Source organism: Anaeromyxobacter sp. K (assembly GCF_000020805.1).
GTDB lineage: Bacteria > Myxococcota > Myxococcia > Myxococcales > Anaeromyxobacteraceae > Anaeromyxobacter > Anaeromyxobacter dehalogenans.
Map to the genome: position 1 here is coordinate 3760475 of NC_011145.1, position 25720 is coordinate 3786194.

The 25720-nt window shown below is 65.8% G+C and carries 22 protein-coding genes; 10 read left to right on the top strand and 12 right to left on the bottom strand.

What is annotated here, in order from left to right; translation table 11 throughout:
* Positions 1-63 precede the first annotated feature (63 nt).
* From ANAEK_RS16785 to ANAEK_RS16800, 4 genes are all read right to left on the bottom strand, one after another.
* Entirely contained in the window at positions 64-858 is a 795-nt protein-coding gene (locus ANAEK_RS16785) for a hypothetical protein (protein ID WP_041454101.1), read from the bottom strand.
* Between the two features lie 289 nt (positions 859-1147).
* Positions 1148-1378, bottom strand: coding sequence for a hypothetical protein (locus ANAEK_RS16790; RefSeq protein ID WP_012527328.1), 231 nt, complete (start codon positions 1376-1378; stop codon positions 1148-1150).
* A gap of 501 nt (positions 1379-1879) precedes the next feature.
* Positions 1880-4081, bottom strand: coding sequence for a helix-turn-helix transcriptional regulator (locus ANAEK_RS22675; RefSeq protein WP_012527329.1), 2202 nt, complete (start codon positions 4079-4081; stop codon positions 1880-1882).
* Between the two features lie 32 nt (positions 4082-4113).
* Positions 4114-4581, bottom strand: a complete 468-nt coding sequence (locus ANAEK_RS16800; protein ID WP_012527330.1) for a hypothetical protein — start codon at positions 4579-4581, stop codon at positions 4114-4116.
* A 494-nt stretch (positions 4582-5075) separates the two neighbouring features.
* Here ANAEK_RS16800 and ANAEK_RS22680 point away from each other — a divergent pair, with 494 nt between their 5' ends.
* A complete protein-coding gene (locus ANAEK_RS22680) occupies positions 5076-5729 on the top strand; it encodes a helix-turn-helix domain-containing protein (protein WP_012527331.1) in 654 nt (217 codons plus the stop codon).
* 89 nt (positions 5730-5818) lie between these two features.
* On the opposite strand, the gene ANAEK_RS16810 is transcribed toward ANAEK_RS22680, so the two are convergent.
* The 3 genes from ANAEK_RS16810 to ANAEK_RS16820 form a co-directional block, all read right to left on the bottom strand.
* The gene (locus ANAEK_RS16810) at positions 5819-6844 is read right to left on the bottom strand and encodes a PIN domain-containing protein (RefSeq protein WP_198137444.1); all 1026 of its coding nucleotides are present in this window, start codon (positions 6842-6844) and stop codon (positions 5819-5821) included.
* A 221-nt stretch (positions 6845-7065) separates the two neighbouring features.
* Positions 7066-7800 carry a hypothetical protein gene (locus tag ANAEK_RS16815; protein WP_012527333.1) on the bottom strand — a complete coding sequence of 245 codons (735 nt, stop codon included), beginning with the start codon at positions 7798-7800 and terminating at the stop codon, positions 7066-7068.
* A gap of 336 nt (positions 7801-8136) precedes the next feature.
* Entirely contained in the window at positions 8137-11838 is a 3702-nt protein-coding gene (locus tag ANAEK_RS16820) for a hypothetical protein (RefSeq protein ID WP_012527334.1), read from the bottom strand.
* Positions 11839-12327: 489 nt separating this feature from the next.
* Between ANAEK_RS16820 and ANAEK_RS16830 the strand changes: the two genes are divergently transcribed.
* Complete coding sequence (locus ANAEK_RS16830; protein WP_041454104.1) at positions 12328-12696, top strand: hypothetical protein; 369 nt, start codon at positions 12328-12330, stop codon at positions 12694-12696.
* 412 nt (positions 12697-13108) lie between these two features.
* Here ANAEK_RS16830 and ANAEK_RS16835 read toward each other — a convergent pair whose 3' ends face one another.
* Positions 13109-14059 carry a hypothetical protein gene (locus ANAEK_RS16835; protein ID WP_012527336.1) on the bottom strand — a complete coding sequence of 317 codons (951 nt, stop codon included), beginning with the start codon at positions 14057-14059 and terminating at the stop codon, positions 13109-13111.
* Positions 14060-15109: 1050 nt separating this feature from the next.
* Here ANAEK_RS16835 and ANAEK_RS16840 point away from each other — a divergent pair.
* Both ANAEK_RS16840 and ANAEK_RS16845 read left to right on the top strand, forming a co-directional pair.
* Entirely contained in the window at positions 15110-15913 is an 804-nt protein-coding gene (locus ANAEK_RS16840; protein ID WP_198137445.1) for a type IV toxin-antitoxin system AbiEi family antitoxin, read from the top strand.
* Entirely contained in the window at positions 15910-16734 is an 825-nt protein-coding gene (locus tag ANAEK_RS16845; RefSeq protein ID WP_012527338.1) for a nucleotidyl transferase AbiEii/AbiGii toxin family protein, read from the top strand. The genes ANAEK_RS16840 and ANAEK_RS16845 overlap by 4 nt, the downstream gene beginning before the upstream one ends.
* A gap of 103 nt (positions 16735-16837) precedes the next feature.
* On the opposite strand, the gene ANAEK_RS16850 is transcribed toward ANAEK_RS16845, so the two are convergent.
* On the bottom strand, positions 16838-17743 hold the full coding sequence (locus tag ANAEK_RS16850) for a LysR family transcriptional regulator (RefSeq protein WP_012527339.1): 906 nt from the start codon (positions 17741-17743) through the stop codon (positions 16838-16840).
* A gap of 460 nt (positions 17744-18203) precedes the next feature.
* Here ANAEK_RS16850 and ANAEK_RS16855 point away from each other — a divergent pair, with 460 nt between their 5' ends.
* The 5 genes from ANAEK_RS16855 (at position 18204) to ANAEK_RS16875 (ending at position 22394) form a co-directional block, all read left to right on the top strand.
* Entirely contained in the window at positions 18204-19211 is a 1008-nt protein-coding gene (locus ANAEK_RS16855) for an NAD(P)-dependent alcohol dehydrogenase (RefSeq protein ID WP_012527340.1), read from the top strand.
* On the top strand, positions 19208-19756 hold the full coding sequence (locus ANAEK_RS16860; protein WP_232288251.1) for a cupin domain-containing protein: 549 nt from the start codon (positions 19208-19210) through the stop codon (positions 19754-19756). The genes ANAEK_RS16855 and ANAEK_RS16860 overlap by 4 nt, the downstream gene beginning before the upstream one ends.
* Positions 19757-19760: 4 nt before the next feature.
* Positions 19761-20237 (top strand): cyclophilin-like fold protein, encoded by a 477-nt coding sequence (locus tag ANAEK_RS16865; RefSeq protein WP_041454107.1) that lies wholly within the window; start codon positions 19761-19763, stop codon positions 20235-20237.
* Positions 20238-20259: 22 nt separating this feature from the next.
* Complete coding sequence (locus ANAEK_RS16870; RefSeq protein WP_012527343.1) at positions 20260-21276, top strand: zinc-dependent alcohol dehydrogenase family protein; 1017 nt, start codon at positions 20260-20262, stop codon at positions 21274-21276.
* Positions 21277-21362: 86 nt separating this feature from the next.
* The gene (locus tag ANAEK_RS16875; protein ID WP_012527344.1) at positions 21363-22394 is read left to right on the top strand and encodes an aldo/keto reductase; all 1032 of its coding nucleotides are present in this window, start codon (positions 21363-21365) and stop codon (positions 22392-22394) included.
* Positions 22395-22413: 19 nt separating this feature from the next.
* On the opposite strand, the gene ANAEK_RS16880 is transcribed toward ANAEK_RS16875, so the two are convergent.
* Positions 22414-23355, bottom strand: a complete 942-nt coding sequence (locus ANAEK_RS16880; RefSeq protein ID WP_012527345.1) for a LysR family transcriptional regulator — start codon at positions 23353-23355, stop codon at positions 22414-22416.
* A 102-nt stretch (positions 23356-23457) separates the two neighbouring features.
* Here ANAEK_RS16880 and ANAEK_RS16885 point away from each other — a divergent pair, with 102 nt between their 5' ends.
* The gene (locus tag ANAEK_RS16885) at positions 23458-24225 is read left to right on the top strand and encodes an SDR family NAD(P)-dependent oxidoreductase (protein WP_012527346.1); all 768 of its coding nucleotides are present in this window, start codon (positions 23458-23460) and stop codon (positions 24223-24225) included.
* 168 nt (positions 24226-24393) lie between these two features.
* Here the strand turns inward: ANAEK_RS16885 and ANAEK_RS16890 are convergent, their stop codons facing one another.
* Complete coding sequence (locus ANAEK_RS16890; RefSeq protein WP_012527347.1) at positions 24394-25320, bottom strand: NADP-dependent oxidoreductase; 927 nt, start codon at positions 25318-25320, stop codon at positions 24394-24396.
* Between the two features lie 70 nt (positions 25321-25390).
* The gene (locus ANAEK_RS16895; RefSeq protein WP_012527348.1) at positions 25391-25690 is read right to left on the bottom strand and encodes a hypothetical protein; all 300 of its coding nucleotides are present in this window, start codon (positions 25688-25690) and stop codon (positions 25391-25393) included.
* Positions 25691-25720 lie beyond the last annotated feature (30 nt).

Below are 25720 nucleotides of genomic sequence, written 5' to 3' on the forward strand. Positions count from 1 at the left end.
GCGACGCAATCTGTGGCAGTCCGCGCGCTGCCGCACCGGCCTACAAGCACACAATCGAGCCGTTCAGTTTTCGGCAGGAGGCGCTGACACAACATCGGTCGGCACGTTCACGATGTCGTCAAGCGTCACCGGCACCTCTTGCGCGACTCCAGCGCGACTGGCGCTTGGCGCATCCGCGATGATTACTGGAACGTAGTAGACCTGTCGCCCCTTCACGGTGATGTATTCGAAACCGTCGCTTAGCTCGACAGGGAGCCGTGGAAGCTTTTCGTCCGCGATGAACACGACGAGGTATCCTGCCGGCTCGTGGAAGTCGTTGCAGTACCGGGCTATCTGATGGAATCCGCGCGCAAGCTTGTCTTTGAAGACTGAGGGCGGCGCGCCCGCGGAGATGTATTTGGCATCGAGCACGACATGCGACCCGTCTACATCGCGGAGCACCAGATCTGCCTCGCCACTCGCGGAGGTCGGCTCAATGCTGAATTCGACGCCTTGATCGAACACGTACTCCTGCAAGTCGACCGCGAGTGACTCTTCACCGGGTCGTCGACGCTCAACCCCCTCTTTTGCGAGCGCTCGTAGCCGAGCGCGGTGAAACCATTCCGAGCGCTGCTTGTACTTGATGAGCAGCCCCATGATCGCGTTTCGCGAGTCGACACCCTCGTCCAGAAACTCGTAAAGGCCATCAACGGCGATGTCGCGTAGGCGTTCGATAGACTCATCTTCCTTCGGGCTGAAGTCCCCGTACACGAGGGCGGAGAGCGCGTTCAGTAGTTCGCGGTGTGGGATGCCCTCGTCATCACCCGGCACGCGGGGCTGATCGCCTTGGTGGCGACCCGCATTCGCGATGGAATCCATGACTCGCAGGCAGAGCGCGGCATGCTCGCTCAGCGATGCGGCCCTGATGGGATCTAGGCTGTGCGCCTCCCCCCGACCGACCTTTTCGGCTTGCGCTATACCTGCGTCGAACTGGGCGCTAGCAGCTCGAAGCTCGGCCGTTATCGCAGACAGGATCGGATGATGTTGCACCCATTCGACAAGGTGCAGACACGCTGAAGGGAAGAGCGGTGCCGGGCAAGACTTCGCGCGCCGAACGCGTGCCTGCAGCAGGTACCTCGTTCTCTGAACGAGACGGGGATCCATGTGGTTACATCTCCATGCTCTGAAGCATTTTGACGAAACGACGTTCGAAGCGGTGAAGCGCGCCGAGGTGGTCCTGCAACCGGATGTTGGCATGGCAGCCGCGGCACACAACCACGTCGCCGAGCCGGACGGCGCCAAGAGTGACAGGCGTCTCCATGTCGCACACTGGACAAGGAATGCTTATCCAGTGCTTGTCTAGGTTCGGGACCGTCACGCTCAGCGTCACCTTGAACATGGCGTGCAAGTGTAGCCGTCCACGTCGCGCTCGGGGCGGAAACACGCTATGCGCGGTCCGACTTTCGCGGTGAACCCGTGTGCAGCGCCGACTGTAACTCGGCCGCCATGTGCGATCCGATCGGCGGAGTGAGGCAGCGCAGGCGGTAGTTGCCGTGCGGCGCGCTTTCCCGCGTCAGCCGCGCGTCCTCCGTTCCGCCGTGACTGCTCCCAGGCGTCCACCTGGGCGAGCCCCACACGCATGCGAACCGCCTCGTGGACCCAGTGAGCAACCTTGATGGACTCCGGGGCTGACGGAGACAACCAGTCATCGCGCCTGAGGCGGTCGAGGTTCCCGCGCTTCCTGGCGATCGTCTCCACTCAAGCGCTCCGCACTTCGCATCATCAGAAGCCAGCTCGCGGCGTAACGGTTCCACTGGCAGGGACAGGCGCGTTCATGCGCAGAGCCGCCTCTCTCAAGGCTGCTCTCTGCCGGACGCCGCCCGTCCCCGTGTGCTGGGCTCTACACAACCCTCCACGGCATGTTGCCGAAAAAACCGAGGAGCTCGCGTGCGGCTGAAAGCGCCTTCTCGACTTCAGCTCGCGAATGCTGCGGCGTCTCGACGAGCGACCGAAGGTGCCGAAGCTGATCCTCGTACTTACGCTCGACCGCGTCAGCTGCCTTCCGAAACCCTCCGAAGGTGTCGTCCCAGAACTTCGTGAGGCTCGCGTCGAGCCTCTCTTTCGTGCGCTGCGCTTCGAGCTCCTTCTCGAGTCGCTTCGCGAGGCGAGACTCCCACGACTCACCAAAGAGCGCCCACGCTGCGATCCCCGCGAGCACGAAGATTCCGATGGCCAGCGTGACGGGGCCGCCCAGTGCGGAGATGGCCGCCATCGCGCCCGCCGTTCCGCCAGACACGCTGATGCCGAGAGCACTCAGCGCCGACACCGCCTTCGCCGCGAGGATGTAGGCGCCCAGATTTCCAAAGGAGGCGGCCCAGGCTGCGAGGGCGCCGACAACCCCGGCACCGGCAACGCCACCTACGAAGGCGCCACGAGCATCGAAGGGAACGTCGACATGAGGCAGGCGTCCCTGGTCATCGGTATACGTTCCAAGAAACCCTTCAATTTCGGACGCGAGCGGGGTCGAGTGTTTCTCGGTGATCTGGCCGAGCCGCCCCTGGAGGATCTCCATCACGTAGCTCGCCGCGTATCGCTTGGCTTCGTTCTTTCCGTCGTCGAGCTTCGAGAACCTGTTCTCGATGAGCCTCTCCAAGTACTCAGCGTTCGCAACCGCAGCGTACGCACGATTCCACTCGGCACCGCTGGCGGACTTCGCCGATGTGATGGCCGCCTCGACTCGCGCGTGCTTCTTCTGGACGCGCTTCTTGCGCTCGGGCTCGGCTGCGTTCAGCTCCTCGAACTTCCGCTTCGCCGAAGCCAAGTCCGCGAGCATCGCTTCGTAAGCGCGGATTTGTTCGCCGACTTGCTGGTTCGCCCTAGTCCGGAACTCGGACACGCGCAGGTTCGCATTGTCCCGGAACGCGCGCGGGAGGTGGTCCTTCAGGGTTTCCGTTAGCTTGTCTCGGAGGTCGCGGCGCCGCGAAGGCGTCTCGGCCCAGAACGGAAAGATTCGTGAGCGCACGTCCTCCAGCGTGATCGTCTTACCAACTGCCTCGCTTCGCTCCTTGAGCGATGTGTCCTTGATATGCAGGAAGAGCCTCTTGGCTGCCTTGTCCTGGAGGTCCGCTAGGTCGGACTCTCGAATTCCCGGATGCGCGTGGGTCGCGACAATGAAGAGGTTCCCGAGCACGGGAAACTTCGGATCCCTCGCCTCGAACGCGGGCAGCGCTCGGATGAGATACGACAGGTAACTGAGGTCTGCGCCATCAAGGAAGCCTGTGGCCATGGACACGTAAATGATGACGTCCGCAAGGCCGAACGCAGCCTCTGCGCGCTTTGCGTCGGTGTCGGCGCCATCGCGCTCGTTCCGAAATCCCGGAAGATCCACAACGCTGCAGGTTCTCAGCATCGGCGCGTCTACGAACACGAGCGCCGCTGAAGCGTTCTCCGCCTCGTATCGCCCCCCGTAGGTACCGTATTCTCTCAGCGTCTCGAGGTTGCCGGCGACGACGCGGTTGGCCTTGCAGTGCTCGGCGTCGTTTGCTTTATCGAGCTCGAACTTGGGCCCCATGATCCAGACCTCTTCCCGGATCCCGTTCGGCCTATCTTCGAGGTGCCGCACCAGCGTCACGAGTTTCGTTGCCGGCTGGAAGGCGGTCGGGAGGTACTCCTTCCCCAGAAGCCCATTCGCCGTCCGAGACTTTCCGGCGTCGAAACGGCCGAACATCCCGATCGTGGGCTTGCGCCTTAGGGTCTGGACGAGCCGCGCCAGTTCGGCGGAGTCCGGAAGCGCGCCCCCGAGATCGGATGCGCTCCTTCCCGAGATGCCGCAGTAGTCCGCGAGGAGATCTAGCCGGGCACGCAACTCGGCGAAGGGCTCGCCGGCCTCGACGCCGGAGGAAATCGATCCGGGTCCCGTGTCGTCCCCAATGACTACTCGCATGCCGACGGCGTCGAGCCACTTCAACAGGAGGGCGCCGTTGATTCCGTCTGGGTCCGCTTCGTACCGGCTCACCTGCGACTGGTCGATACCGATTCGATCGGCGAGATCCTTCTGCGTCATCTTCGCCTGCTCGCGGAGCTTCTTCAGATCGGGAATCACGGCGCCCTCCTCCCTGACGTGCGGCCCATTCTCTACCGGACCGGCGAGAACACCATCTCGAGCGCGCCCGTCACCTTGTGGAAGCGGACGCGGAGGCCCCAGTGCGTGACCGCGACCCCTCCCACGGCGCCAGTCACGAGGCCGATGAGGCCGCCCGCCAGGAGGAAGGGGCCGATGGGCGTCCCGGCCGCCGCGACGCGGGCGACCGTCCAAAGTGCCGCCCCGGCACCGATCCCGGTCACGGCGCCGACCGCGCCGCCGAGCATCGCATTCACGATGTAGTCCGAGGCGTCGGGATCGGAGTTCACGTCGAGCCTGATCTCGATGCCATGCTTCCTGAGGGCGGCGTTCATCTGCGTGAGGATGAACGAGGCGGACTCCCCGACCTGCACGGCGAACTTGCCGCCTGAGGCGAGGGCGGAGTCGAAGCCGTCGAGGAACGCCTCCGGGTCAGAGTGGGCGCTGATGCCGTTGGTGGTGCCGAGCAGATACCGATTCATGACTTGCTTCCTTTCGCTTGGTTGGACGCCGGCTCAGTTGCCGAACAAGCGCATGATAGCACCGCCCCCGTCATTTATTATGCTGATTCATCATGCAGATGCTTTATACGCATCTAACATGCCGAACTGCGTACACTTGTGTAGAAGGAATCGCCCCATCAGGGGCGTGCGCGGGCCTCCGGGCATACCCCCCGTATTGGGGGCCTAGGAGGCAACGCATGAACCGACAGGCACTCGAGATGCCGTTTTTCGCCGACGTCATCAAGACGCGGAAAGGCGCTCGCGGGAAAGTCTCAAGCGACCCGCCTCGGGGCCTTCATCTTTCTGGGCGATCGCTCGAGAGGTTGCGCCCAGGTTGCGCTGGGGGAAGCTGTCACGCGCGCTGCAGCCGCTCCGCGCGGTGATGCCGCGGTAGTGTCGTGCCCGTGTCGTCCTCCCGTCGTGGGCGCCGAGAGCGCGGTCGAGCAGGCTCCTCCTCACAACCAGGAGGAACCATGAACGCGATCATCGGCACGAACGTGAAGACCCTGCGCGAGGCGATGGGCTGGACACAGGAAGACCTCGCCGCGAAGTCGAAGAAGCCTGTCCGCACGATCCAGCGGGTGGAGAGCGGGGAGGTGTTGCCCACGGCGGACACCCTGATCACGCTCGCCGTAGCGCTCGGTGTCGAGGTGGAGGATCTGCGTCGCACGCCCGACGAGTGGGCGCACATCCTCGAGCAGGCCGCCGGGCATGTGAAGAAGTTCCACGAGGAGTACGACATCATCGAGCTCGCCATCGTCGAGCGAGCCTCGCAGCTCTCGCCCCACCTCGACGGCGCGGACGGGATGCTGTTTCAGCACGTCGATCTGAAGAACGATGCGGAAGAGGACGCCGTCGCGACGTTCCGGCAGCTCCTCGAGGACTGGATCGATCTTTGGGGGATGCGCCCCGACATCCCGCGGCGCGAGGGCGAGAAGAACCTGATGGCGTTCATGGAGAGCGACCTGCGCCCGCTTAACCTCGTCGTGGCGATCGGATCACATCACCGCCAAGTGCGCGTCGGTGACGGGGCGCCCTTCTCGATCAGCGTTTGCTGCGTGATGGTGTCGCGCGCGGACGACCCCAAGACCGCGCTGGCCTGGGGTAAGAAGGCGCCGCTCGCCTGATCCGCCCGGCGACGGGCTCGTAGGTCCGCCGCGACGGAGTCACACGGCGAAGTCCGGGAACCCTACCTTCTCCTGCGCGTCAGGCGGCCTCATGTGTCGAGGAAGTCCCACTCGTCGCCCAGGATCCACCGGAGCGCCGAGAGCTTCCCGTTGATCATGCCCCACTCGAAGTCGTCCCACGGGCCGAGGTTCTTCTTCCCGTAGCGCTGCTCGACACGCTTGGCGGACTTGAGCGCGCCCTGCCACACGTCGCGCTGGACCGTCTCGGGAGCGCCAGGCGGACGCGGGTACGTCTCTTTCTCGACAACCTTGATCTCACCCCGCTCAACGCCGATCCGCAGGTTCCAGTGCCGGTTGTACCAGACCTGGTGGAACAGCAAGTCCTCTGCTTCGAGGATCTCCGCCAGCGTTCGCGGCTCCCGCGACCACGACTCCTCCACCAAGATGTCGCTCACCATAGACGGCTCGACCCGGCGAAGGGCAGCGGGGAGGTTGATGAAGTACCGCGACTTGGTGCGGGAGAAGTACGCCGCAAAGTCCGGGTGAGGCAGACGCTGGTCGCCGTTCTCCGCGCTGAAGTCGCTCTTGTTGTGCGTGATAAACGAGAACCACGTCCCGGACGCAGCACGATCCCGGACGCATTCCGCGTAAGCCTCGATGAGCAGGGCGTCGGCCATCGCGTTCTTGGGATGATGGAACGGTGCCTTCTTGTCCAACGCGCGCTGCAAGGCGAGCAGCTTCGCCGCGTCGGAGGATTCCATCGCTGGCGTCGCCGTCAGCAACGTCTCGATCCGGTCGAGGACGCCCTCCGCAGCGCTGCCGACGAGCGGAATCTTGTGATCGACGTTGTCGAGGTGCGCGAGAACTCCTCGGAGTCGCCGCTTGTCGCCGCCCGCGCGCGTCACTGCATCCTTCACGACGCGGAAGTGGGTCGCAAGACTGCGGGCGCTCTCCCTCGCCACGCGGTCGCGGTTGCGGCGAAACTCATCGAGGAGCACTCGCGGCACGATCAGCGTCAGGAGCCCGCGCCGGACCAGTTGCTCGATGACGCCGAGCGCAGGCGTCTGCTTCGGCTCCTTCGCGAGGTCGAGCCAGACGCAGGTGTCGATCAGCATCTTGTGCATATGACCCCCTGGCCGCGATCATCGACGGAACCGGCCGGTCGTGGCGAGCGCGATCCATCCCCCGCCAACCCGGCGACGGGCACGTCGCGACCCGTGGCATCTCGCGTGCGTACCGCGGGGGTCCAACGAGGAGCGGCGAATCGACGAACCACACTCGGCGCTCCTTCATCGGGCCCACCGAGGTGCTGGATTTCATACGGTCGCTGAACGGCTCAGCTTGGCGTGGGTCCGGCGGAAGCCCGCGAGAGGTTCAGCTCCCACAGCTGGCGGATCGGGACGTCCAGCAGGAACGCACGATCGAACGAAGACGCGTACACGTGGTTCGCGGGCAGCACCTGCGGCATCACGTGCTGAGACCGCTCGGAACCAGTAGCGATCACGATCCATTGTGGCGCCCCGATCGCCGCTCGGTACGACGCGAGCTTCGTCTCCTTCTCGTTGAGGCGCGCCTGTACGACCTCCGGTAAGCGGCGCGCGCTCCACGTCTCGGAGGTGGCGGATACCTTCGGCCCATCCTCGTCGGGGAAGAGCAGCACATCCTCGACCTGTTGCAGCGCCTCGTACCGCTTCAGCATGCGCCGGCGTCCAAACCGCTTGACCTTCCGGTGACGCATGATTTCTCGCACCAGAGCTACCAGCTGGTTCGCAGCTCTCTTGGTGTCTTTCGGGTTCAGCCACGCCTCGACTCGCCAGCGGATGTGGACGAACACACGTGCGTTGCCTAGCAGCTTCCGGGCCTCGATCCCGAGCCGCTTCATGGCAGCCGAGGACGCTTTCAGGTCGGGATCTGTCAACTCGGTGATCTCAAGTCCGATACGGTCGCCGCCATCGAACTGGAGATGCACATCTGGCCGGTCGCCGTGAACGGGCTCGGCACCCAACCGAGCCGCCTCGATGAACGCGCGGGCGATGTGCTGCTCGAGTTCCTTCTTCTGCGGTCGCGTCAATGCCTCATCGTACACCGCGACTTGGCGGGCTGTCGCGCCCTGGCTCAACGCTCGGTGTCGGGACCGCGTCGGGCTCCCGCGGGCAGAGACAGCCTCGTAGTGGCTGTCCTGGTGATCGGCAGCATTCATCACTCAGTCGGCCTCTATCACTATTGGTGACTTCGCAACGGACCTCTGGAGCAGCGCCCGGCCTGCCGATGAAGGCTCCGTCGCCCACCACGGCACCGATCACAAAGTGAATCACGCGGTCGCCGATGAGACGCATGCGCCATGTTCGGCGGTGAACGACGTCAACTACTCTTGCCGGGACGGGTTGGGTTCCGATTGGCAAGACACTTAAGACGCGGCGTGTTCCAACGGCCCGATGTTCTCAGGCCGTAGCGGCAAGGAGCGCAGGTACATCATCGGCACGTGAGTGTCAGTTACGAGTCTCGTGCGTATTTGGCGGGCACTCGGCGTGAAGCCCACGATTCGCGACAAGCACGCAGGCGAACGAGCGATCCACTCTGCGCGCCGAACGTGCTTCGCCAGTTCGTCCTTCGCCTCACCTCGGAAGCGACCGCAGATTTCGGCGATCTCGGCGACCGTACGTGCAAGGCGCAAGCGCTTGCACTCGATCAGTTGCACGCGGGACCCGGGTTTCCAGGCAAGAACGTCGATGTCGCCGAATTCGGCTGAGGCGCCCAATTCGGTCATCTGCACCTCAGTGCGCGCCAGCCATCCCTGGCCTCGAATTGTCTCCGCAACGCTCAGCGTGAAAGCGCGGCCGCGTTCATCGTTGACGGATCCGACGTACCGCTTCATCTCCTTGGAGGCGAAGAATTCGGGAGGGAACCGCCCTTCTTCGGAACTGCTCAGCAGGTATCCGATGCTGGTTCTAAGCGTAGCGGCCCCGTAGAACACCTTGTCACCATCGCCGGCTCCAAATGCGAGGATGGGCTTCGTGGAGACCGAGAGTCTTCGGCGGTACCTCCACGGGTGAAGGTCTTTGGTCTTGAAGCCAGCGGGTGGCACTTCCCACGACTCGCGACCGTAAAGCGAAAAAGCACGCATGAATGACTCGGCGGCGCGTGGAGATAGGTTCGCGACGGAAACAAGCCGGTTGCGCACTGCTCCCACCGTGGTCTCGACGATGACGCTGTCAGCTTCTACGGCAGCATCGAGCAGCTTCGCCCAACCTTCGATGGCCTCACTCGTAGTCAGCCCATACTCCGCTTCAAAGGCCATCGAGAAGTCCCGCGAGAACGCGTTATCGGCGCGAGCCCGATGGTCAGGGTCACGTTGCCGATACAGTCGAGGGTACTCGCCTGCCGCGTCCTCGAATTCCTCGCGGAAGTGACCGGCTACAAACGGCCGAATGACCGTTTTCTGGAATGAACGGTCGATCTCGTACTCTCCGTTCGGATGCAGGAACACTCGAGCGTCGCTGAGCCCCCCGTGAACGGCGTCCGAGTCGGTGGCCGCTTCGATCATCACGGCCGCCTTCGCAAACAGTTCGTCCATGTCGTGGCGTGATGCGCGCCGGCCGCCCGCCTCCGGACATTCGCATAGTGCCATCTCGAGTACCGTGCGAGCTGCGAGGGCGATCTGGTTTCGATCCTTCTCACGGGCTTCCGCCACCGAAAAGACGTCCTCAGCCGAGGAGTAGATGGCGATCACCGCCTGCGCCGTTCTCCTCCAGTGGTCTCGGTCGTTGTTGACGGCCTCGTGTACTGCAAGCGCTTCTCTAATGACCGCGGCTCGGTCGAGTTGGCGCAGAATGCCGCGAATAGCGTGCCAGGTCTTCTCCACCACCTTATGCAGGAACGAGTTGCATGGTTCGGTACCCGTGATGGAGCTGGACGCCGGTGTGCTCGGTGGGATGCAGCCCTCCCAAAGCTGGAGCTTCGAGAACACGAAGTCTTCGTGCGAAAGAAATCGTGGTTGCTGCCCCCGACGTGACAGCAGGTGCTCGATCGGATAGTGCGTTCGGAACATGTGGAGAACGCGAGCTGCATCACCGACCAGGACGCGGTCCAGCAACGCATCGATGAACTGCGCATCATCCGCTGAGCTGGTTCCGCCGTGGAGAGAGACCAGCGCGTGCGCGATGCTCCGTAGAATGCTCCGCTCACCAGCATTGGCTGCCTGCTCGAACAGGGTCAGGAAGTCGGACGGGAAGGCGATTCGTACCGTTCTCGCTGCGAGATCAACGTCAAGCTGGGGTTCTGTAACGTTGAACGACGTCGGAGCGGTACGAGACTCGTCCGGCGCGCGAACCGAACTGAAGTCAAGTTGGACCTCTACGGGTCCACGTGGCGCTCCGGGGAAGCGGCTCTCTACGTCCACGACGACTCTCTCGTGGAAGTTCATGAAGCCGGACCACAGTTCGTAGAAGACGCGGTGAAGCAACTCACCCTGCTCTGGCGGAATCACCAACAGCCAACTTGAGCCTCGACGTGTCTCCACGACGCCGCCGAGCGTCCCAGCCATGAGATGGCCGATGCTGGCGTAGATCGGCCGTTTGTGCATCGAGGTGAAGTAGGTATCTCTACCGAGGCGCATTACGGGCGAATACGCGCCGGAAGCGGTGCGGGCTACGTGCCGGTCGAGAAGGTTCCGTACCTCCTCTCGAACAGGGCGCACCATGTCCGTCGCGATCACGACGCCGGACCCGTCTGCGACCGGAAGCTCTCGCGGCACCAGCTGGCACTTGAGCTGGCGCCAGTGACAGTAGAAGTTGTAGTCGCCGTTCATGTTGATGAAGGCGACACCTTTCGACTCGGCCCAATCTCGCTGCTCTATGCACTTGATAAACCGCCTGACTGGCTCGCCGAGTTCGTCGGCCATTATCAGCAGGTCCGCGAGACGCACCACCGCCATGTGCCAGCCTGCCGGCCAGTCCACTAGTCCCAGCGCGAAACCGCGGCCCAATCCTCCGGTCACGAGCAACGTCACACCTCGCGCAAACTCCGGCAACTCGCGGCAGTGTTCGGCCACTTTGCTGAGGTACTTCTCGAGGGACTCGCGGATCTCCTCGGGATACTCACGGAAGGTGGACAAGCCGCCTTCCGCGAGCTCAGACATGTTGTCGTGCAGCAGCACGACATGCAGGTAGCGACCGAGGTCGTAACGAATTAGCCAGCCGTGGAGGGATGGCATGCGGCCATCTGCCGGAGGCGATTCAAGGGGCTCGGCGGTGCCCTGGAACTCTCGGAGAGCGTCGCGATGAAGTTGGCGGGCCTGTTTGCGGCCCATCGCACTCGAGAATGCACGCAGATGGCCGCTGCAATGCAGGCTTTCGAGAACGAACCGTCGAACTGCGGGGCTCGCACAGTGCGGCAGCGCAAATACTATGCGCTCTGCGAACGAAACGAGAGGGCGTCTCTCCAGCGAAGTGTGCCCCGTTGTCTGTGATGCCAAGCCGTCCCGGTCTTCATTCCTGAAGACGAACGGGATAAGGGACTCTCTAGTCACGCCGAGCGCGACCAGATCGGCTGGGGTAAACGTGACGGCGCGCGCAAGAGTCTCGACGACCGTCGGCCGGGGCACGGTAACGTCTCCCTTGGGCTTAGAGGGCGCGAGCCGCCAACGCGGGAGAGACAGACGCTCCGCTATGCATTCACTGATGCGGAGGAGGGCCAGCGCGGGCGGAAGGAGATCCTTGCACGCTTGGGGGGCGCCTTCGGAGGCGAGGGTCTCGAGCACAACCTGGACAAAGTAGGCGTTCGCCTCCCAGATTCCCTCGAAGAGCCGGAAGTTTCCTTGTGGCGCCTCGACGTTCGTTATGAAGACGTCCTCGGCAGGGTCCTCCAGCATCGCGATCTGCGTGCCGCCGAGCGTGCGACTCAGCCACTTTCGCAGTTCGGTCGGCGTAGGGCGCCTAGTCCCGCGGCAGTGAAGAACCGCGAGGTGGACGAGCGTTTCGATGCGAATGGTGTTCGCTTGAAGCGTAGGGCAGGCAAGAAGTCCAGCGATTCGAGCCAGAGTTGCCTCAGCATCATACGGCTGAAGCAACTCGGGAAATGCTGAGAGTTCTTGCGAGTCGAGCGATACCATCGGGGTCTCTACGAGATCGTTCCCGCCGTTGAGGGGCGATCACGACGAGCTGGGCAAAGCGTTTCCGTGCTTCCGCATGTGGTGTGGACTGGAGGATCGAATGAAAGGCGATCTGCGGCAAGTCATGATGGACGTGATCGCAGCCTACTCCGGCGACCAACTCCAGTCCGGCGTCGTTCTGCCAGAGGTGAAGAGGCGCTTGGGTGCGCGTTCCATCGACGAGGAGCAGGCCATCCTCACGTACTGGCACGAGCTGATGCGCACGGGCGTTCTCGCGTGGGCTACGACGTGGCCAACTCGAAGCCGCCGTGGGCCCATCTAACCGAACGCGGACGCAAGATGCTTCAGGGCTGGAGCAGAGACCCTGCGAATCCCGACGGGTACCTCGCTGTGCTCGAGTCGTGCGTCGCGAAGACGTCCGTGTCGTGGTCGTACGTGACGGAGGCCCTCGCAACGTACAACTCTGGATGTCACAAGGCTTCTGCCGTTATGATCGGAGCAGCCGGTGAGTCTCTGGCGCTCGAACTACGCGACGAGCTGGTGGGCCGTCTCGTGGCACTTGGGGTGAAGCTCAGCCGGGATCTGACCGACTGGCGGATCAAGCGGGTGCTGGACGCACTGGAAAGCGAGCTCACAGCCCGCGTGAATGCGATGCCGACGGGGCTACAAGAGCGGTTCACCAGCTATTGGTCCTCGTTCACTGCGCATCTTCGCCTCGCGCGAAATGACGCCGGTCATCCGAAGAGCATCGAACCCGTCACCGTAGACGTGGTGCACGGGTCCCTCCTGATCTTCCCCGAGCTCGCCAAGCTCATCGCTGATGTTCGTGAGTGGGTCGGGTCAGGACAGTTCGCGTGACTTCCGCCGTGGGTCGCGTGGTGTAGGTCGGATCACGTATGAGCGACGAGACGAGCAACCCCGTACCCATACTGATCTCGCGGATGCGAGCCTTTCTCAACCGCATCGACGTTGTGCTGAGCGACCCACGGGCCAGATACTTTCGACGTGGACGCGCGAGCAGGCCATCAAAGCCATCACCGAGGTCCGCAACACGCTGATGCACGGGAACTACGAGCAAGCTGCGAAGGGCGCAAGGCGCAAGGACGTGCGGGACTACTTCAAGAGCGGGGAGTATTCAGGTTACCGCCGGGACGGCACGACGATCAGGACCGTCTGGGGCTAGAGCGCTAGAGGAAACGGCGGCGGGCGCGCGGCCTCGCGCTTGTGTCCGGCTCGAACACCTCGGCCGCCATCTTGCGCTCCTCGAGCTCTAGTCCATCAGCGTCTTCTCGCTGGGTAGTCCGATCGTCTTCGCGAGGGCCCGAGCGATCGCGACCTCGGCGTCGTTGGCGCTGCGAAACATCGCGGCGATCGCTGCTCGGTCGGCCTTGAACTCCTCGTTCGCCAGCGTCCTGAGCAGCGAACGGGCGATCCATGGAGCGACGCCATCGTCGGCGCCCACTGAGCCCCATTCTGCAACCTTTATCCGGCTACACCGCAAGAGGAGTTTGGATGCGGCGCCGTATACAGCCCCCGAGGCCACAGGGCCCTTGCCGCGATCTTCGACGAGCCCTCCAACCGTCTCTGTCGGTCGGTTGGCGGCAACGACGGCGAGGAACTCTGCGCCGCCCGCGTCGTCTGACCATCCCCGGTACGGACACGTCTTCGGATCGATGCAGCATCGCTTGTCGTGGTGCTGAACGAAATCGATGTTGGTCCCGGAGTCCAGCGGCACGTCTCCCTCGACCATGATCTCCAGGCAGAACTTCCCGTTCCAGAGATGCTGCCCCTCGGAGTCGAGGGACCACGGACCGTCGCCGTTCTTCGGGTCGTAAGCGACGAGGCGCCCACTGTAGTCCTTGTCCGTCAGCAGGATCCTGCACGCCTCGATTCCGTAGGCGATGCTCTCAACCCAGAACGCGCGCTTGCCGTCCACGATCGACTTCCAGTCAAACGTGAACCGCACGTTCCCGTAGCGAAATCCGCCTGCGTTGTGCCAGTCATTCGGCGAGAGCCACACGACACGAATCCGCTCCGTGTTCAGCTTGCTCTTGTCGTAGACGAGATCGGCGCGCAACTTCCCGTCCTCGATGATTCGAATCGCTGCGGGCACATGAGCAACATGCGACACAGTCGTTAGCCGCTGGCAGTCGGGCTCCACCCACCTCGGCGTCGGGGCAGTCGCCCCGACCGCGAACTTCGCCCAAGGGACGGTCGTCATGCTCGTCCTGACTAGCACGTCGGGGACGCCCCTGCAGCCCGCAGCCCTACCCTCGGATCGGGATGATCGCCGCGCCGGCCCCCTCGGCCGCTGGTCGCACCTCGGCGGGCGCCGGGGGAGAGGTCGGCCGGCTCGACGCGGTCGGTCTTGAGTCGAGCCGTGGCCGCTGGCCCAGGTCGTCCGCGAGGAACGCCCGCGCGGCCGCCTGAAGTTGCTCGACCGCCTCGAGCGAGAGCGCGCCGGTCCTGTAGATGTCCAGCGTCGCGCTCGCGCTGGACGTCGGCGCTCGACGTAGCCGCCCTCGCCGACCTCCAACTCGTGTTCGCAGGCGATCGACGCCAGCACGAGCGCGGCGAGGCGATCGGGGCAGTGCGACGCGGGCGCGAACGCGAGCAGGTCCCGGACGAGCAGCTCCGACTCCCGATCGCCCCCCTGGACGGACGGGATGGCCCACCTCGCCCTGGCCATCTCGGCGGCGATGCGCTCGACGTGCGCCTGCCCCGGTTCCCGTCGCGTGCAGGGTGACCTCCACCCCGTGCCGCTGGCGCCAGGAATCCGGAAGCGGCATGCGTCGTCGCGTGCGAGCGCCCGCGTCGGCATCGCCGATGCGTCGTGCGGCTCTTCCCTGCGCCCCGGTGGCACGCCTCACTCCGCGTGCACTTCGAAACCGCGACTCCGGGGACACGCCTTCACAAGTTGGCGATGTAGGAACCGTCGCCACCGCACGCGTCGCAGGGCTGAAGCACGCGGCCGCCGATGCGCCACATGCGCCAGCCCGGTGGCACGCGTCCGCGGGCAGGGCCGTGAACCTCGTCGCCCCGCACGCGTCGTACTCAAAGCGACTCTCGGCCGTGGGGGACGCCGCCAAAGCGCACCCCGGAACGCACCCCGGAGCCCGGAAACACAACGCCCGTCACCCGGAAAGTCTCCAAGTGACGGGCGGTTGCTGACGGGAGACAGGATTTGAACCTGCGACCCCTTGGTCCCGAAGTTGATGGGCAGGCCGTTGCCGGAATCGGTTGAGTAACGTAACGCAATACGTTACGTTCCTTGATCGAAACCGGACCCGCGATGGCCAGCGCCGCCCAGTACATCACCGAGCTGGCCGCGAACGGCCGCTACCATTTCACGACCCGCGAGGCGGCCCGCTCGTTGGAGATTTCGCTCGTCGCGGCGCGGGCTGCTCTGCGCCGGCTTGCGGAGAAGAGAGCCATCGCCTCGCCCCAGCGAGGGTTCCACGTCATCCTGCCGCCGGAGTACCGGCGCCTCGGCTGCCTTCCACCGGAGCAGTTCGTCCCGCAACTCATGGCCACCCGCGGACTCACGTACTACGTCGGCCTGCTCTCGGCCGCTCAGTACCACGGCTCGGCACACCACCGCCCTCAGCAGTTCCAGGTCATGGTCGAGCGGCCCCGGCCCGCGATCTCCTGCGGCGAGGTGCGCGTCGCGTTCATCGCACGAAGGGCGGCGGCGAGCGTGCCCGTCGACCTGCACAACACCCCTCGCGGAACGATCCGCGTCTCCACGCCCGAGGCGACCGCCCTCGACCTCGTGGGCTACCCAGCCCACGCGGGCGGGCTCGACGCCGTCGCGACGGTCCTCTCGGAGCTGGTCGACAGGCTCGATCCTGTGAAGCTCGCGGAGGCGGCGCGCGCGGTACCAGTGCCTTGGACCCAGCGCCTCGGCTACGTCCTCGAGCTCGTCGGCGGTGGCGATCGCGCCGAGCCGCTCGCTCACGTCGTCCGCGAACGCGCTCGTGAGTACGTCCCGCTCGCCACGGGATCGCGCCGCACAAAGGAGCGTTCCACCCGGTGGCGGCTCGAGGTGAACGCAAGCATCGAGGCAGAGACGTGATCCCACGAGACTTCATCACGGAATGGCGCGCCCACGCCCCCTGGGTCGCGGACGTCCAGGTCGAGCAGGACCTCGTCATCTGCCGCGCGCTCGTCGAGCTGTTCTCGAGGCCCCTCGTCGCGCGCTCGCTCGCGTTCCGGGGCGGGACGGCACTCTACAAGCTCCACCTTCGGCCGGCGGCCCGGTACTCGGAAGACATCGACCTCGTGCAGATCGACGCGGGCCCGATCGGCGCCGTGCTCGCTGAAGCGCGCGCCGCGCTCGACGCGTGGCTCGGAGCGCCCCGCTGGAAGCAGTCGGAAGGCCGAGTCACCTTGACGTATCGCTTCGAATCGGAGGACGTGCCGCCCCTGCCGATGAAGCTCAAGGTCGAGATCAACTCGCGCGAGCACTTCACCGTCCTCGGCCACCGGCACATCCGGTTCGAAGTCGCGTCGCGCTGGTTCGCCGGCGGCGCGAACGTCTGCACGTTCGAGCTCGACGAGCTGCTCGGCACGAAGCTCCGCGCCCTCTACCAGCGGAAGAAGGGTCGCGATCTCTTCGACCTCGCCCTCGCGCTCGGACAGCCCTCCGTCGATCCGGAGCGCGTCGTCGCGTGCTTCTCCCGGTACATGGAGGCGCAAGGGGAGCGAGTCTCGAGGGCCTTGTTCGAGCGCAACCTCGCCCTCAAGCAGCGCGATGCGGCGTTCACGGGGGACATCACCCCGCTGCTCGCTGCAGGTCATCGCTGGGATCTCGAGGCTGCCTTGTGGTCCGTGCTCCGCGGGGTCGTGGCGCATCTCCCTGGCGATGGCTGGAGAGGCAGCGACACGCGCCGTTGATCGCCCGCCCGCCTAACGACGACACGACCAAGCCGCGGCAATTAGGTCGCCCCGTACGGCGGAGGCGTGCCAGGAATGTGTCCGCATCGCCGCTCGCACCCCTTCACGTCGAGCGCGCGGCCAGCTCCCTGGCGGCGGCGACGAAAAGGCGCAGCGGTGCGGAGCGCTGCGATCGACTCGGGAAGTACAGGAAGAAGCCGGCGATCGTGGCTGCATAGGGCTCGAGCACCCGCTGCAGCCGCCCCGTGCGCAACTGCTCCTGCACCATCGGCTCAAAGGCGTAAGCGAGCCCCATGCCCTTCTCCGCCAACGACACTGCCAGCAGGCCGTCGTCGGTGACCACTCCCCCGCGCACCGGCACTCGCCACGTCCGGCGGCCCCGCTCGAGCTCCCAGGCGTAGAGCGCCCCGGTCGTCTGCGAGCGGAACGTGAGGCACTCGTGCCCCAGGAGGTCCTTGGGACGCTGGGGCGTACCGTGGCGTGCGAGATAGTCGGGTGTGCCCACCACCACGAAGCGGAAGGAATCCGTGAGACGAACCTGCACCATGTCGCGTTCGATCACGTCGCTGCTCCGTACTCCCGCGTCGAAGCCTTCCGCGACGATGTCGACCAGGCGGTCCGAGATGGCGATGTCGACCTCAATGCGAGGGTGACGCGCGCGAAAGGTGGGCAGCACCGGGTCGATCACGAAGGGCACCGCCAACCGTGGTACCGAAAGCCGCACGCGGCCGACCACCTCTCCGGGCTTCGCGGACACCTCGCCGAGGGCGGCGACCACCTGTCCGAATGCCGGCCCGGCGCTCTCCATGAGGCGGCGCCCGGTGTCGGTCACCGAAACGCTGCGCGTCGTGCGGGTCAAGAGCACGACCCGAAGCTGCTCTTCGAGCAGCTGCACCGCATGACTCACCGCGGACCTGGTGACGCCGAGCTCGCGCGCCGCGCGGCTGAAGCTCCGCAGCCGTGCCACCGCAAGGAATGCCTGGAGCTGTGGAAAGAGAGCGGTGTTCATCTGCAGGAACCCCCGTTGACGCACTCTCGCGACGGGACCAGCGTCCGTGGCGCGCACCCACGGTCATCGACCATGCGCCGCGCCCCTCGAAGGTGCCCCCAGGTGATGGAGCGGGCCCACCGCATTGTCAACCGCTGCTCACCAGGCCGTCGCTTGCGACGCGTCTAGTGGCCTCCGCGCTCGGAGCGTAACTGTACCGTGCGTCGGAGCACATCCTGACCAAGGCGGCCACTCTCGACTGAAGGAGTAACCAATGCCCGACTCACGTACCGACCACGGCCACGGCCCCACGATGCCGGGCCGGCGTGACATCCTCAAGGCCGGGGTGGCCTTGGCCGCCGCGCCGCTGGTGGGAGGCGTCGCGACCCGTGCAGACGACGCAGCGAAGCCGCCCGTCGCCAGCGGCCCATTCACCGCCAGAGCGTACGGCACCACGAGCGCCTCTGGTCCTCTGGGACCCATGCAGATCAAGCGGCGCGCCGTGGGTCCAAACGACGTTCTACTGGACGTCTTGTACTGCGGGATCTGCCACTCCGACATCCACCAGGCGCGCAACGAGTGGAGCAGCTTCCCGACGGTGTACCCCTGCGTGCCCGGCCACGAGATCATCGGCCGGGTCCAGGCGGTCGGCAACGCAGTGACCAAGTTCAAGGTCGGCGACATCGGCGGCGTCGGTTGCATGGTCGATTCGTGCGGCACCTGCGAGAACTGCCTCGCCGATCGCGAGCAGAACTGCCTGAAGGGCGCCACCTTCACGTACAACGCGCCAGATCGCGCCACGGGCGAGAACACGTTGGGCGGCTACTCGGAGAAGATGGTCGTCTCGGAGCGATTCGTGATCCGGATCCCCCCGGGAGCCGACCTGGCGGCCACGGCGCCGCTGCTCTGCGCAGGCATCACCACATTCTCGCCGATGCAGCACTGGAAGCTCTCTTCCCGGCAGCGGGTGGGCGTGATCGGGCTCGGCGGGCTCGGTCACATGGCGGTGAAGCTCGCCGCGGCGCGAAAGGCCGAGGTCACCGTGCTCACGACCTCGCCCGGCAAGATCGCGGACGCGCGGCGGCTGGGCGCGCAGGAAGCCGTGCTCTGGAGCGACGCCGCCGGGATGAAGCGGCTCGCGAACCGCTTCGACCTGCTCATCTCCACCGTTCCGGAGTCGTACCCGATGCAGCCGTTCATGGACCTGCTCGCCCTCGATGGGACCCTGGTCAACGTCGGCGCGCTCAATCAGCTCCAGGGCGGGCTGATCGGGATGTCCATGGCCTTCGGACGCAAGAGCCTCGCGGGCTCGGTGATCGGCGGCATCGCCGAGACCCAGCAAGTCGTCGACTACTGCGCGGCGCGAGGCATCAAGGCCGACATCGAGCTGATCCGCCCAGAGCAGATCAACCAAGCATGCGACCGCGTGGTCAGCAAGGACGCGCGCTACCGGTTCGTCATCGACCTGACCACCGGAAAGAAGGCGTGAACATCGTGAAGCTGCTCGTCGTGCTCGCGGCCGTGTCTGTCCTGGCGTCACCGTCCGCCGGGACAGGTGAGGTCCGGGCGACTTCAGCGAGCGGCGCTCCGCCGACGGCGCCGGGGGGAGGCTCACACGACATGCAGATCACACGCTCCGGCACCCAGGGATCGCAGAAGGGGCCGGCCGAGTACTTCACCGGCACGGTCCGTATCGATCCGCTCTTCCCGGTGAACGCGCCGTCGCGCGCCTCGGGCGCGTACGTGACCTTCGAGCCGTGCGCTCGGAGCGCGTGGCACACGCATCCTCTCGGTCAGATCCTGATCGTGACGTCGGGCGTGGGCCGCGTGCAGCGGTGGGGCGGGCCGGTCGAGGAGATCCGGGCGGGGGACGTGGTGTGGACCCCGCCCGGGGTGAAGCACTGGCACGGAGCATCGCCGACCACCGCGATGACACACCTCGCCGTCCAGGAGCAGCTCGACGGGAAGGTCGTCGAGTGGATGGAGAAGGTCACCGACGAGCAATACGGAGCAGCGGTCACCCCCAAGAACTGAAGCCGTGATCCCGCTCGCCCTCGCCCTCGCTGTCGCCATGACGATCCACGCCGCCGCCGGCGCGAACGAGGGTGCGACCCACGGCACTCGCGTGGAACTGCCGGCGGCTATGCCACGGAAGGTGAGCGGCATGAAGATCCGCATCAACTTCGAAGGGAAGGTCATCACGGGCACGCTCGCGGATACCGAGTCCGCGAGGGACTTCGCCTCCATGCTCCCGTTGACCTTGACGCTGAAGGACTACTCGGGCACCGAGAAGATCAGTGATTTGCCGAGACGGTTGTCCACGAAGGGAGCGCCGGCAGGCAGCGATCCTTCGATCGGCGACCTCGCCTACTACGCGCCCTGGGGGAACCTGGCCCTCTTCTACAAGGACTTCGGCTACTCGAGCGGGCTCGTCACGCTCGGGAAGCTGGACTCCGGCGTCGAGGTGCTCAGCGGGCGCGATCCGGTGAAGGTAACCATCGAGCTCGTGAAGTGACGCTCGAGACAGGAGATCTCACATGCGAGGAGCCGTTCTGTATGCGCCGCGCGACGTGCGTTTCGAGGAGCGCGACGAGCCGAGGATCACGAAGCCGACGGACGCGATCATCAGGATGTCGGCCACGTGCGTGTGCGGGTCCGACCTCTGGCCCTACCGCGGCATCCAGCCGGTGACGCAGCCCACGCCGTTCGGGCACGAGTACTGCGGGATCGTCGAGGAGGTCGGCAGCGCGGTGAAGACGATCAAGCCGGGCCAGTTCGTCATCGGCTCGTTCTTCGCATCGGACAACACCTGCCCGATCTGCCGCGCGGGGTACCAGACGTCCTGCGTCCATCGCGAGCTCGTCGGCGGCGCGCAGGCGGGCCGGCTGCGCGTCCCGCTCGCGGACGGCACCCTGGTCGCCACACCGGGCCTTCCCCCGGATGACCTCATCCCGAGCCTGCTGACGCTCTCGGACGTCATGGGCACCGGCTGGTTCGCGGCGGACGCGGCCAACGTCAGGCCGGGCGTGACCGTGGTGGTCGTCGGCGACGGCGCGGTCGGTCTTCTGGCGGTCCTCTCCGCCAAGCAGATGGGCGCCCGGCGGATCATCGCGATGAGCCGTCACCCGTCACGGCAGAAGCTCGCCCGCGAGTTCGGCGCGACCGACATCGTTGCGGAGCGGGGTGACGCGGGCATCGCCCGTATCAAGGAGTTGACCGACGGACTCGGAGCCGATTCCGTGCTGGAGTGCGTCGGAACGCAGGAGTCGATGATGCAGGCGATCCGGTCCACCCGCCCGGGCGGATACGTGAGCTACGTCGGCGTTCCGCACGGCGTTCAGCTCGACGGGCAGGAGCTGTTCTTCGCGCACGTCCACCTCCACGGTGGCCCGGCCCCCGTGCGCCGCTACCTGCCCGAGCTGATCGACCTCGTGTGGAAGCGGAAGATCAATCCCGGCAAGGTCTTCGACCTGACGCTGCCTCTTGAGCAGGTCGCGGAGGGCTACCGCGCCATGGATGAGCGTCGCGCGATCAAGACACTGCTGCGGCCATAATGGTGCTCACTTCGCACACATTAAGAACAGGAGCCAAGACCAATAACGAGAACGGACACTCGCAGATTTCAGAGGAGGACTGACAGATGATCTCCCGACGCCAATTCACTAAGCAAGGCATCGCCATGGTGGCCGGGTTGGCCGCGGGGCACCTGCTCTCGCCCGAAGTTCACGCAGACACGAGTCGCGGCAACGATGGAATGATCTACCGCCCCCTCGGCCGCACAGGCGCACGCGTCTCCGTCATTGGCCTGGGTGGCTGGCACATCGGCCAGCCTGCCATTTCCGAGCACGACTCGATTCAGCTCATCCGCCAAGCCATCGACCGCGGCATCACCTTCATGGACAACTGCTGGGACTACAACGAAGGCGCGAGCCAAGTTCGCATGGGCAAAGCTCTCAAGGACGGCTACCGTCAGAAGGTCTTCCTGATGGACAAGATCGATGGCCGTACCAAGGCGGAAGCCGCGCGGCAGATCGACGCATGTCTCCAGCGTCTGCAGACCGATCGTGTCGACCTCATGCAGTTCCACGAGGTCATCCGCCTCGAAGATCCTGATCGCATCTTCGCCGAAGGCGGTGCGTTCGAAGCCATGGTGGAAGCTCAGAAAGCCGGCAAGGTCCGCTATATCGGTTTCACAGGCCACAAGGATCCGTCTGTGCACTTGCGTCTGCTCGACCACGCCCGAAAGCACAAGTTCCACTTCGACGCCGTGCAGTTGCCGCTCAACGTGATGGATGCGCACTTCCGCAGCTTCGAGCGCGAAGTGCTGCCCGTGCTTATTCGCGAAGGTGTTGCGCCACTCGGCATGAAGGCCTTCGGCCACCCCTACATCCTCCACAGCAACACCGTCACGCCCATCGAGGCGCTGCACTACTGCCTGAATCTGCCTATCGCTGTGCAGATCACCGGCATCGACAGTCAGACGATCCTCGACCAGGCCCTCGAAGCCGTCCGCACCTTCAAGCCGCTCACGACGTCCGAGGTCGCAAGCCTTCTGAAGCGCACCAGGTCCGCCGCCTTGGAAGGCAAGTACGAGCTATACAAGACCAGCACGCGCTTCGACGGCACGCAGCGGCACCCCGAATGGCTAGGCGAGGACCCGCTGGCTGGGTAACCCGCAATCCAACTACGCCCTATCGCTCGCGCTCGTGGCGCGCTGGAAGCTCAACCCGCGCCGGACGGTCGAGGTGCGGCTCGAGGACCCGCGCGAGCCAGGTCATGAACGCCCGCACGCGCTGCGGGACGTTCCCGCCGTGCGCGTGGACGAGCGAGACGGGCATCGGCGCACAGGTGAACGCGGGGAGGATCTCGACGAGCGTGCCCTCGGCGAGGCTCGCCATCCCGATCCGAGGCGCCTGGATGATGCCGAGCCCTGCGATGCACGCGGCGAGGTAGGCGTCGGCGGCGTTGACCGTGACGACCGCGCGCATGGGCCGCTCCTTGTAGCGGTCGCCGTCGCGGTACTCGAACCCGGGCGCGTCGGCGCCGAACCGGCCCGAGTAGTGGACGAGCACGTGGCGATCGAGATCGGCGAGGTCGCGGGGCGTGCCGTGCCTGAGGAGGTACGCCGGGCTGGCGCAGTTGACCATCCGCAGGACGCCGAGCCGCCGGGCGACGAGCCCCGAGTCGGCGAGCGCTCCGATCCGGAGCACGCAGTCGAACCCGTCCCGCACCACGTCGACGCGCCGGTCCGTGGTGCTGAGCTGCACCTCCAGGTGAGGGTGCGCGGCCAGGAACTCGGGCAACCGCGGGATCACGTGCTGCCGCGCGAAGTTGATGGGGAGATCGACGCGCAGCGTGCCGCGCAGCGCCCGTGGCGCCTGGAACATCCCCGCGACCTCCTCCGCGTCGGCGAGGAGCCGGCGGGCGCGCGCGAGGAATCGTTCGCCGTCGGGAGAGAGACGGACCGCGCGCGTCGTGCGCTGTAGGAGATGCGTCCCGAGCTCGTCCTCGAGCGCGCGGACCCGCAGGGACACGCGCGACTTCGACACGCCCAGGTGATCCGCGGCCTGGGTGAAGCTGGTGAGCTCGGCCACCTTCACGAACGCGCGCACGGTCTCGAGATCCATGGCCATCGTTTCGTTCCTCGAAACAGTGTGTCGAGCGGGCGCCCGTTTCGCAACTGTCCCCCGGGAATCTAGGTTGGTCTCGTCATCGATCGCACTCGAGAGGCCCCCATGAACGCACCAACCAGCCGAATCGCCCTCGTCACCGGCGGCAGCCGGGGACTCGGCCGCAGCATGGCCCTTCACCTCGCCGATCACGGCACCGACCTGATCGTCACCTACCGCACGGGCTCGGACGAGGCGCAGGCGCTCGTCGCCGAGATCACGCGCCGCGGCCGCAAGTCCGTCGCCCTGCCGCTCGACGTTGCCGACGCCGACGGCTTCCCCGCCTTCGTGGAGGCCGTCCGATCGGCGCTACGCCTTGTCTGGGACCGCGATCGGTTCGACTTCCTCGTGAACAACGCGGGCGTCGGGCTCCACGCGCCCTTCGCGCAGACCACGGAGGAGCAGTTCGACCAGCTCATGAAGATCCATCTCAGAGGGCCGTTCTTCCTCACCCAGCGGCTCCTCCCGCTCATCGCGGACGGCGGGCGGATCCTCAACGTCTCGACCGGCCTCGCCCGGTTCAGCCTCCCGGGGTACGCCGCGTACGCGACCATGAAGGGCGGCATCGAGGTACTGACCCGCTACCTCGCGAAGGAGCTCGGGCCGCGCCGGATCGCCGTGAACGCGATCGCGCCCGGCGCCATCGAGACCGACTTCGGCGGTGGAGTCGTCCGTGACAATCCCGAGCTGAACCGGGGCATCGCCGCCCAGACCGCGCTCGGCCGCGTCGGGCTCCCCGACGACATCGGCGGCGCCGTGGCCATGCTGCTCGCGCCGGAGAGCAACTGGATCACCGGCCAGCGCATCGAGTTCTCGGGCGGGATGATGCTCTGAAGGGAACGGATCGCACCTCGTCGAGACGACTCACCGGCCCTGGGCCAGGAGAGGCAGGGCCGCGTGGTCGACGGGACGGGCGCGCCCCCTCTATCTCAATCCGTCCACCGCCGAACAGTTACCCCAATGGCGGCGCGATCCGGTTGGTCCTTCTCAGCGCGTGCGGCGTCAAGTCGTCAGGGCGATCTTCCCGGTCACGCCGCCCCGGGCGTACAGGGCGTGCGCGCGCTCCGCCTCCTCGAACGGAAACACCTGGTCCACGTGGACACGCAGCCGGCCGTTCTCGACCAGCTCGACCAGCCTCTGGAGCCCCACCTGGTCGGGCTCGACGGTCATCCCCGCATAGCGCCGACCGGTGGCCGCAGCGCGCGCAGCGAGGGCCGCGTTGGCGCGATCGATCGTCACCAGTAGCCCGCCCGGCCGGAGCACCTGAAGCGTGCGCGGGCCGTACTCGCCAGCGACGAGGTCGAACGCTACATCCACGCCCTTCACGGCCGTGGTGAAGTCGGTCCCGCGGTAGTCGATGATCTCGTCGGCGCCGAGGTTGCGCACGAACTCGTGCTTGGAGCGGCTGGCGGTGGCGATGACGTGCGCCCCCCGGGCCTTGGCGATCTGCACCGCGAGATGGCCGACCCCACCGCCGGCGGCGTGGATGAGGACACGTTGCCCGGGCTGCACGTCCGCGGCATCGACGAGCGCCTGCCACGCCGTGAGGCCCGCCAGTGGCAGACAGGCGGCCTGAACGTGATCGAGCCCCGCGGGCTTGCGCGCCAGTTGGCGCGCGGGCGCGGCGACGTACTCGGCATATGCCCCTGCGGCGCGCGGGAACAGCGGCATCCCGAACACCTCGTCGCCAGCCTGGAACCGATTGACGCCCGGCGTGACCTCCTCAACGACGCCCGAGATGTCCCAGCCCAGGATGGCCGGGGGCTTCAGGAGCGGGAATGCCCCGGAGCGAACGTAGGTGTCGACGGGGTTGGTCCCGATGGCGCGGACCCGGACCAGCACCTCCGTCGGCAACGGCTCCGGCCGCTCGATCTCCTCTACGCGCAGCACCTCGGGACCACCGTACGACCGCATGACGACAGCACGCATGAGACGACCTCCGCGCTCGGGCTCCTCAGGAGCACAATTGCGCCGGCTGGATCGGCGGTCTCGCCGCCACTCACCGGTTGGTGGGCGCGAAGAGCAGCTCCCAGTTGACGAAGGGGCCCAGCGGGATCGCTTCGAACTCGAGGAGGCCCGCCTTGACGAGAGGCAGGTCGGCGAGCGCCTTCAGAGCTTCGTCGGTGCTCGCGCACTCGAGGAAAATGGCCACGCCCGGCCGATCCTGGCGGAAGTAGATGTCGCGCACGACACCGTTCTTGTACGCCTGCCACGTGTGACGCACCTCGTCCAGGAGATGCGGCTGGTACTTCTCGAGCGTGGCGCCCGGAAGCGGGCGATCGAGGCAGAGGATCTTCATGGGTGTGCTCCTTCGGTGATGGGATGTGCT